Source organism: Kitasatospora sp. NPDC004723, assembly GCF_040609255.1.
In the GTDB taxonomy this organism is placed as follows: Bacteria; Actinomycetota; Actinomycetes; order Streptomycetales; family Streptomycetaceae; genus Kitasatospora.
In genome coordinates this window covers 51,613-59,682 of record NZ_JBEXJT010000052.1, presented here as the reverse complement: position 1 = coordinate 59,682, position 8,070 = coordinate 51,613, and the positions used below count along the sequence as shown (strand labels likewise).

Below are 8,070 nucleotides of genomic sequence, written 5' to 3'. Positions count from 1 at the left end.
TCTATTCGCTGGGGGGTGTCTGGTGTTCAGTGGTGTGCCCTCCCTTACTTAGGGCTTCCCGGTTGGCGGGCCGCGGCGTGCCTGGGGCGGGGCCCTGCTTCGCAGGGCCGGCCCTCGGCTTCGCCGAGGGCTTGTGGTGACTCTGGGCTGCTTCGCAGCCTATTGACCTGGGGTTTTCCCTGCTTCGCAGGGAAAACCGGGCTGCTTCGCAGCCTTGGCTGACTGGGAGGGGTGGGGGGTGGCCGGCCCTCGTGTCACTTTCCGTCACCGGGTGTTCCGTGACTTTGAGTCAACACCCGACCGTCGTTCTTGTCAAGCCCGGATTTTATCCGGTTCATGATCACATGCCCGGTCTAATGTTGTTGATCAAGCTCCGCACCTTCTCCTGAGAGGGTATCAGAATTGTCCCGTCAGGTTTTCCCGCCTCTTCTCCCCTCCCCTCCCGGCTCCTCCCTCGGCGGGGTCGAGGGGTGAGGCTTGACCGTGTATCACTTTCCCTTGTCAGGAATTCTCGCCTCATTGCCCGTGCCCTCTCGGGCGGGGGTTCCTATTCCTTGCCCCGCAGGGTCGGGCCCCGCCGCGAAGCGGCTTTAGGGGGCCCTCCGCGAAGCGGCTGCCCGTAAGGGCAGTGTCCTTTCCGCCCCGTGGCCGAAGGCCACTCAGGGGGGCGGGAATCCTTGTGGACCGGCGAAGCCGGGCCGTGCCGCCGGTGGCCGCAGGCCACTTAGAGGCGGCTGTGCCAGCCTGAAAGGCTGTCGATTAGGGCCGTAACCTGGCGCTTAACGATCATGATTCCACCCGCGAGATGGAGATCGAACCGTTACCTTTCGAGTTCGCCGGCCTCGCGGTGGTGGCCTTGCGGCACGGCCTCCGCCATGGTCTCACGGGTCGGTGGGGCTGTCCCGGGAAACGGCGAAGGGGCGCAGCGGGGCTGTTGCCCTGCTGCGCCCCTGGTGGGCTCTCCTACCGGGTGGGGAGGTGTTCCCCTGCCAGTAGGGCGGTGATCAGTTTGAGTGTTTCGTCTCGGAAGTCGCGGAGGGCGAGGAGTTCGTCGTACTCGTCATCGCATGATTCGGTGGACGTCTCCTCGACGTCTCTGTCTAGGACTCGTTGTATGGATGCTGCGAGCGTTTCTGACGGCTGTTCCGTCGGGGTTTCCGTGGTCATTGATTCGGCTTTCCTGCTCCTGTGATCCGTGCGAATTGTCGACTGCTTCGGGCGGAGTTCGGTCGACTTTGAGTCGTCATCAGGTTTCGTGAATTCTCGGAATTCGCGGCCCGAATTTCACGCCGTCGGCCTGTCTTGGGTGCGTGAATATGGCGTCATTTCACTTCCGGATTGCCGGAGAGTTCTGACGTTGTTTCACATGCCTTTTCGGCGGCTTATCCGGCCTGTCGAGGGGGTTCCTCGGTGGCGGGGTGTCCGGTGGCGGTCGCCGCCGGCCCGGAATGGTCTAGACCTCTTTGGGCGTCGCTTCGACTCCGGCCGAGGGCGGGGTCGTCTCCGCCCATCGGGCGTAGAGATCGGCCGGCCCGACTCCGTACTGTTCCGCGATCACTTCGTCGAGCTCGGCCTCCTGGTGGTCGAGGAGGTACAGCAGGGTGTCGAGGGCGAGCTCGGCGAGGCCGGCCTCCCGGCCGCCGAGGGCGAGCTCGTCCCGCAGCAGGCGGGACGCGGCCTCGATCCTCATCAGGAGGTGGTGCCGGGTGTAGTGCTGCGGGAACCCGTTCATGGTGGGGCGGCCGGGCACCGAGGAGTGGGCGAGGAGCCACTCGCCGACACGGTCGACGGTGCGGCGCTGTGCGCAGTGGGCGGGGACCTTGAAGGCCCCCCAGTCGAGGGGTTCGCCGTGGCCGTTGTCGGCCCGCCACGCCACGATGCCGGAGGCGTCGGCGGGCTCGATGTGCAGTACGGCGTACTCGGCTTCGTAGACCGTGTGCGGGATCGCCACGGTGCGGACGTCGTGGCTGGTGATGGCCTCGGCGGAGATGCCTCGCTCGGTGAGCTCGGCGGCGAGCGTCTGTGCTGCGTCGGTGGTCATGCTGGGGCTTCTCCTGGTGGTGGGTGCTGGGCTGGGAGTGCGGGCTCCCGGCCGGGCCCGTGGGCTCGGCCGGGAGCAGCGAGGGTCAGCTCCAGTCCCACCAGCCGCGCAGCTCCTCGGGCTCGATGCCGTACTGATCGGTGATCACGGCGTCGAGGTCGGCCTCGGCGTCCGGGTTGTCGATGAGGTAGCCGGCGGTGTTGACCACCAGGTTGAGGAGGTCGAGGTCGCGGTCGCCGAGGTCGAGCTCCGCGAGGACCAGGTCGGCCGCCTCGTTCACCAGGGTCATGAACTCGTCGCGGGTGAGGGCGAGGAGGTCGTCGGCCCGCTCGGTGACGTGGTGCTCGGGCTCGGCGGGTGCCGTCTCGGTGCGGGTGGCAACGATCTTGCTGTTCAAAGGGGTCTCCTTGGCCGGCCCCGGGCGGTGTGCCCGGGAGGTGGGCCACAGGTGGCCGCACGGCCCCCCTGCTGGGCAGCCCGGTGCGCGCCGACGAAGGAGGCGCAGGGCTGGCCACCCTCGCCGGTGCGCGCCGACGAAGGAGGCGCAGGCGAGGGCGGTCCGCGTAAGCGGACTGGATTGCCGGTGAACGCGCCGAGCGGAGCGAGGTGCCCGGCAATCCACCCGCAGGGCCCGCCAGGGCCCGGAGGGCGGCCTACGGGCCGTGTGGCACCCTGGGGACCACCTCCCGGGCCTAGTAGGGGCGGAGGCTGCTCCTCGGGTCCGCTGCGCCCGGTGCTGCGCCCCGCCGCTGCGCCCTGATCGGGTCGGCCTGTGCGGGTCGGTGCCGCGCGGCCCTTGGTGCGCTTGGTGTCCGGATTTCCGGACACCGGCCGGGGCGGATGCGGAGGGCGGTCGAGAGGGTCGTCGCGGGCATGGAGAGGCCCCCTGCAACCGGGGTTGCAGGGGGCCTCGCGTTCGTCACCGGGCGGCGGTTCCTACCGTGCCGCTCTCCAGCCACTTGATGACCTCCTCGGCGTGGCGGTCGTCGCCGAGGAGGTCGACCAGTTGCTCGGCCGTCTCCCGGGCGTAGGCGGGATCGTCGGTGGCGAGCCTCCACCACGACCGGTAGGCGTCCCGGAGCACCTTCCGTGTCTCCTCCTCGGGGGCTCCGCCGGCGCGGCGGCGCTGCACCGTCAGGAGCAGCGTCTCGGTGCTGAGGGCCGAGTCGACTTCCTGCCGGATGAGGAGCCATCCGCGCAGCGCGAGGGCGTTGACGGTGAGTGGGTGCTCGGGGCCGTGGAGCTTTTCGAGGATCGACTCCAGCACGTCGGCGTGGTCGAGCGCGCGGTCGAGGTGTCCGGCGCGCTCCTCCTCCCGGAGGCGGTCGAGCAGGCCCCGGTACTCCTCCGGGAAGGGGGCGGCCCAGAGGTCGGCGGAGGCGGGCGCCGGCGGGGTCGGCGAGGGGGTGCTCGCCGAGGGCGGGGCGGTGGCGACCGGCGGGGCGGGGGCAGGCGCGGGGGCGGGATGTGCCCACTCGGGGAGGGCCTGGCCCTGGTAGGGCTCGCCGGGGGCCGGTAGGCGGGTGTACGCGGGCTGCTGGACGGTTGCCGCGGGCAGTGGTGGTGCGGGAGCCGCGGGGCGGGCAGGGCCGGACGCCGCGGCCGGTTCAGGCGCGGGCTGCTGCGCGAGGGGCGCAGCGGGGGCCGGTGCCGGGCGGGCGGGCGCCGGGTGGGGGTGCGGGAGGGTGGTCACGGAGCCGTCGAGGTGGACGACCAACGGTGTGGTGACACCGCTCGGGTCCTTGGCGTTCACGCGGACGGGGCGGCCGAGGTAGGCCGCTTTGATCACGATCTCGGCGAGGGCGGCGCGGTGGACGTCGTCGCCCTGGCGGAGGAGCACCTCCTCGCCGTCGATCTGTGCGGTGCCGTGGGTGGTGAGGGTGATCGTGTAGAGGGGCGTGGGCGGTAGGGCGGCGAGGGTGGCCGGGTCGACGGGGTGGGTCATGGTCGGTGCTCTCCTATCCGCCGGCGGGGAAGTAGGGCGGCGCCCACCCGAGGTAGACGGCGTTCCACTTCGTCTCGATCTGCTCGGCGGGGACGATGTCGATGTATCCCGGGCGCAGGATGTCGGAGGAGGCCACTTGGCCGTTGCCGACATAGAGCGCGACGTGTCCCGCGTCGGACCCCGTGTCCCAGAACAGCAAGGCCCCCGGGGGCGGGTTGCGGTCTTTGTCGTGGTGCATGTTCAGCGGGATCATGTTGGTGTACAGCTCGGTCGCGTAGCTGTGGGTGTTGGCGGGCGGGTTGGTGTACCCGGCGCCGTGCCACCCGTTGGCGGCGGCGACGAAGGCGAGGCAGCGTCGGCGCCAGTCGGGGCCGCCGGTGGCGACCTCGTTGCGGGCCCACGCGATGGTGTCCGCGGTCGAGCGGGGGTTCTTCACCTCGGCGGGCCAGGGCGAGGATGCGTCGTGGAACGGGGTTCCGGGAGTGCCGGGGGTCTCGGGGTAGCAGTCCGTCGGGTTGCTGGGCGAGGCGCTGGTGCCAGTACCGGGGTTGGTGCCGGTGGCGGTGCCCGCCCGTTCGAGGTCGATGCCGGCCTGTGCGGCGATCCGGCGCGCGTTCTGCTCGTGCCGGTCGTAGAGGTCCGGGTATGCGCTGCGCTGCACGGCCTGGGCGGCGGCGCCGTAGGGCATGAGCTGCCACCCCTTGATGTCGGTCAGGCCGGGTGGGTCGCCGCTGTCGCCGCCGAAGAAGAACATGTGGGCCTGGTAGTCGGGGTGGTGGAGGATCTGCTCGACGGTGCCCCAGCCCTGCGAGGGGCGCTGCTGGAACAGGCCGATGGAGTCGCGGTCACCGCCGGCGAGGTCGACCAGCGAGCTCTCTTGGAGTGCGGTCATGAGGGCGATCAGGGTCGCGCGTCCGGGGAGTCCTCCCCGGACGGCCACCCCGTCAATGATCATCGCGTTGGTGACCTGTCCCTCGGCGACGGGTCCGGGCGGGGCCGGACCGCTGCCGGGCTGCGGGGCACCGGGCACCCCTCGCCCGCCGCAGGAGCTCCCGGCGGCGGCGGCAGTGCCGCCGGTGGTGGCGCCGAGCAGGCCGAGGATCACCAGGAGGATGAGGAAGACGACGGCGACGACGCCGCCGACCTTGACCATGGCCCCGCGGCCCGCCACCTGCGTGAGGGCACGGGCGACCCGGGCCGCGTCGCGGCTGTCCACCTATGCCCCCAGACCGAGGATCGCGGACACCCGCCACCGGTCGCCGTCGAGGGTCACCTCGACGCGCAGCTCGGTCGTCTGCGTGGTGGTGGTGTAGCCCTCGACGGTGACGGCCGCAGTCGCCTTGCGCCAGATCCGCAGCGGGTTGTCGGGCGGCAGGTCGGTACCGGCGGGGGCGAGGGTGACGGCGGTGACGGTGGCGATGCCGGACTGACTGTTGAGCTTGTCGAACGCCGGGTCGGTGTGCGCCTTGAGGTTGTCGACCAGGGCTGCGGTCAGGTAGGGCGCGGCCCGGTCGACCGAGGCCCGGTGGTCCTGGTCCTTGACCGGGTCGCGGGTGAGGTAGAGCCGGACGGCCTCCCGGGCGACAGCCTCCCCGTTGGTGCGGTCGACGGGGGATGCGGTGGGCGACGGCGAGGACGTCGTCGCGGTGGGGGCGGGCCCCGCCCCGGTGGTCACCGGGGCGGGGGCGGAGGTTGCCGCGGGCGGGGCGGCGGCGGGTTGGCGGTCGCCGTTGAGGCCGGGCCACAGCCAGTGGAGGGCGGCGCCGATGCCGATGACGACGGCGACGACCAGGAGGGCGCCAGCAGGGTTGATCGGCTCCCGGGCACGCTCCTCCCGCAGTGCTTCCTTGATCTCCTTCCGTCCGGCGGCGCGGTGGCCGGCGCGGGCCGACCGGCGGTCCCGGCGCTTGCCGGTGCGGGCTTCCGGCGGGGTCTCCGTGGCGCGGGCGAGGAGCTCGCGCCACTGCTGCGGCGTGCGGTCGTCGGACATCGTCAGACCCTCCCGGCCGTGCGGGTGGGCGCCGCGTCCGTGGTGCGGGCGTTGGGTGCGGTGCGGCGGGCCGGAGGCGGCGGGCTGGTCGAGGCCCGGCGGGTGGGCGGACGGTGGGCGACGGTCGGGGCGCTGCGGGCGACGACGGTTCCCCGGATGACGCGGGGCGCGCCGGGGGCCGCCGGGGGCGGGGCCTGCCGGAAGTCGTAGCCGGGCACGGTGTCGCCGCGCTCGGGGCGCAGGGTGGACGTGGTCGGCCGCGGGGTGCCGGTGGTGGCGTCCTGCGGGGTGCGGGCGGGAGGCAGGGCGGGGCGGCTGCCGGTGGCGCCGGCGCCGACCGCGGGGCGGGGCCGGTCGGCGGTGGCGGCGCCGGTGCCGGTGCCGACTGCGGGGCGGGGCGCGCCGGCGGCGGTGGCCGGGATGGGCCGGGGCTGTCGACGCGCGGGGACGGTGGGCGCCGTGGTGGTGCCCGGGGGTGAGGTGCGGTCGAGGCGGTCGAGGGTGACGGCGTGCTCGGGGGTGGGCACGGGTGCCTCGGCCGAGCGGGGCGGGGTGGGTGCGGGTGGGCGGTGGTTGGGCACGCGGCTGGGCGTGCTGCCGCCCGATGGGCCTCCGCTGCCGGGTGCTCCGGCGGTGGCTCCGCCGGTGCTGCCGCCGCTGGGGCTGCTGCTGCCGCCACGGCCGCCGCCGGGGCGGGCCGGGCCGCTGCTGTCCTTGGGGCGCCACTTCGTGCCGCTGCCGCCGGTGAGCTTGCTCAGGGCCTTGGCGGCGAGGAACCCGCCGAGCATGCCGCTGCTGGACCCGGAGACGCCGAAGATCTGGGCGACGGTGGACCGGAACTTGAAGCCGACGACGGCGGTCGCGATCGACAGGCCCACGCTCGGCAGCCAGCCGTACGACCCGAACATCTGCGTCGTGGCGGTCTGCAACGAGAGGACGGCGCCGAGGACCAGGGTCGCGATCAAGCTCTCCAGCGTGCGGCCGAGGAGCTGGTCGAACCACGCCAGCCCCCATTGCCGCGGCTTCCCGGGGATGACCCAGAGGCACGCGAAGATCACGCCCGTCAGCAACAGCATGAGAGCGCCGAGGAGGCTCGCCAGCGAGGTGAAGGCCAGCATGATGACCAGCGCCGCGAAGATCGTCACGCTGATCAGCGAGGGCACGGTCACCGCGATCCGGCCGATCGGGTTGTGCCCCTGACGCCACGACACGGAGTCCGAGCCGACGGCGTCCTTGGTCACGTTGTCCTGCAACCACTCCTTGCGCTTGTCTCGGTCGATGCCCTTGTCGAGCACCTGGCCGCCGAACTTCTTGCACGCCTCGAACGACCCGAACTCGGCCAGGCACCACGGGGTCGCCACGTAGGCGCGCCACACGGCATCCGAGCTCTTGCGGAGCATGTCGTCGCGTCCGTTGCCGGTGAACTGCGGGGCGTGGTCGAGCTTGAACGGATACTCCGTCGTACCGTCGCCGAGGCCGGCGGCGGTCGCGCTCATGGTGACGTTGGCGCCGACGCTGCGGACCGTGTCGACACCCTGCACCCACGCGCCGGGGGTGGTCAGGAGCGACATGGAGACGACGCCGGAGACGACCAGCCAGGCGATCTGAGACATGCCGCCGCCGCCCTTGCGGTGCTGGGCGAAGGCGACGACCGCGCCGACCGCGAGGGCGGCCGGGAGCAGCGTGGCCGTCAGACCGGAGGCCGCGCCGCCGATCGAGCGGGTGATCGAGTCCTCAAGCGCGGGGATCGAGGTCAGTTGGAACACCCACTGCACGACGACGACCGCGGCCGACCCGATGACGGTGATCAGCGCCATGCAGATGTCCGCGACGCCTTCGAGGGTGGAGTCGAGGACGTCGCTGACGCCGAAATCCGAGTCGAGCTGCCACAACAGCAGGTTGTGGTACGTCTCGTACATGGTGCCCTGCCCGGCCGGGACCGACCTCGACGGCGAGGGCATCAGGTCGCCGATGCCGACGGGCTCGATGTTGGCCGCGTTCGCCGGGTGGGCGAAAAGGGTCATGAGGCAAAGCAGGAACAGCAGCGGCACGGCGAGGTTCCGCAGCCGCGGCAGGCGGTACAGGATCGGCACT

Annotated in this window: 7 protein-coding genes; all 7 read right to left on the bottom strand. The window is 72.1% G+C overall.

Annotated features, from left to right (window positions below; genetic code table 11):
• Positions 1–963 precede the first annotated feature (963 nt).
• The gene (locus tag ABZW10_RS33180) at positions 964–1,167 is read right to left on the bottom strand and encodes a hypothetical protein (RefSeq protein WP_355373538.1); all 204 of its coding nucleotides are present in this window, start codon (positions 1,165–1,167) and stop codon (positions 964–966) included.
• A 286-nt stretch (positions 1,168–1,453) separates the two neighbouring features.
• Positions 1,454–2,041: a hypothetical protein gene (locus ABZW10_RS33175; protein WP_355373536.1), complete on the bottom strand. Its 588-nt coding sequence runs from the start codon at positions 2,039–2,041 to the stop codon at positions 1,454–1,456.
• 85 nt (positions 2,042–2,126) lie between these two features.
• Positions 2,127–2,438, bottom strand: a complete 312-nt coding sequence (locus ABZW10_RS33170) for a hypothetical protein (RefSeq protein WP_355373534.1) — start codon at positions 2,436–2,438, stop codon at positions 2,127–2,129.
• 522 nt (positions 2,439–2,960) lie between these two features.
• Complete coding sequence (locus ABZW10_RS33165; RefSeq protein ID WP_355373532.1) at positions 2,961–3,986, bottom strand: hypothetical protein; 1,026 nt, start codon at positions 3,984–3,986, stop codon at positions 2,961–2,963.
• Between the two features lie 13 nt (positions 3,987–3,999).
• Positions 4,000–5,202, bottom strand: a complete 1,203-nt coding sequence (locus tag ABZW10_RS33160) for a peptidase M23 (RefSeq protein ID WP_355373529.1) — start codon at positions 5,200–5,202, stop codon at positions 4,000–4,002.
• Positions 5,203–5,976, bottom strand: coding sequence for a hypothetical protein (locus ABZW10_RS33155; RefSeq protein ID WP_355373526.1), 774 nt, complete (start codon positions 5,974–5,976; stop codon positions 5,203–5,205).
• 2 nt (positions 5,977–5,978) lie between these two features.
• The gene (locus ABZW10_RS33150; RefSeq protein WP_355373524.1) at positions 5,979–8,069 is read right to left on the bottom strand and encodes a hypothetical protein; all 2,091 of its coding nucleotides are present in this window, start codon (positions 8,067–8,069) and stop codon (positions 5,979–5,981) included.
• Position 8,070: the final 1 nt, after the last annotated feature.

Excerpts from the sequence above, each read along its gene's own strand:
- ABZW10_RS33165 (WP_355373532.1), bottom strand. The coding sequence starts at position 3,986 with ATGACCCACCCCGTCGACCCGGCCACCCTCGCCGCCCTACCGCCCACG.
- ABZW10_RS33175 (WP_355373536.1), bottom strand. The coding sequence starts at position 2,041 with ATGACCACCGACGCAGCACAGACGCTCGCCGCCGAGCTCACCGAGCGA.
- ABZW10_RS33180 (WP_355373538.1), bottom strand. The coding sequence starts at position 1,167 with ATGACCACGGAAACCCCGACGGAACAGCCGTCAGAAACGCTCGCAGCA.
- ABZW10_RS33155 (WP_355373526.1), bottom strand. The coding sequence starts at position 5,976 with ATGTCCGACGACCGCACGCCGCAGCAGTGGCGCGAGCTCCTCGCCCGC.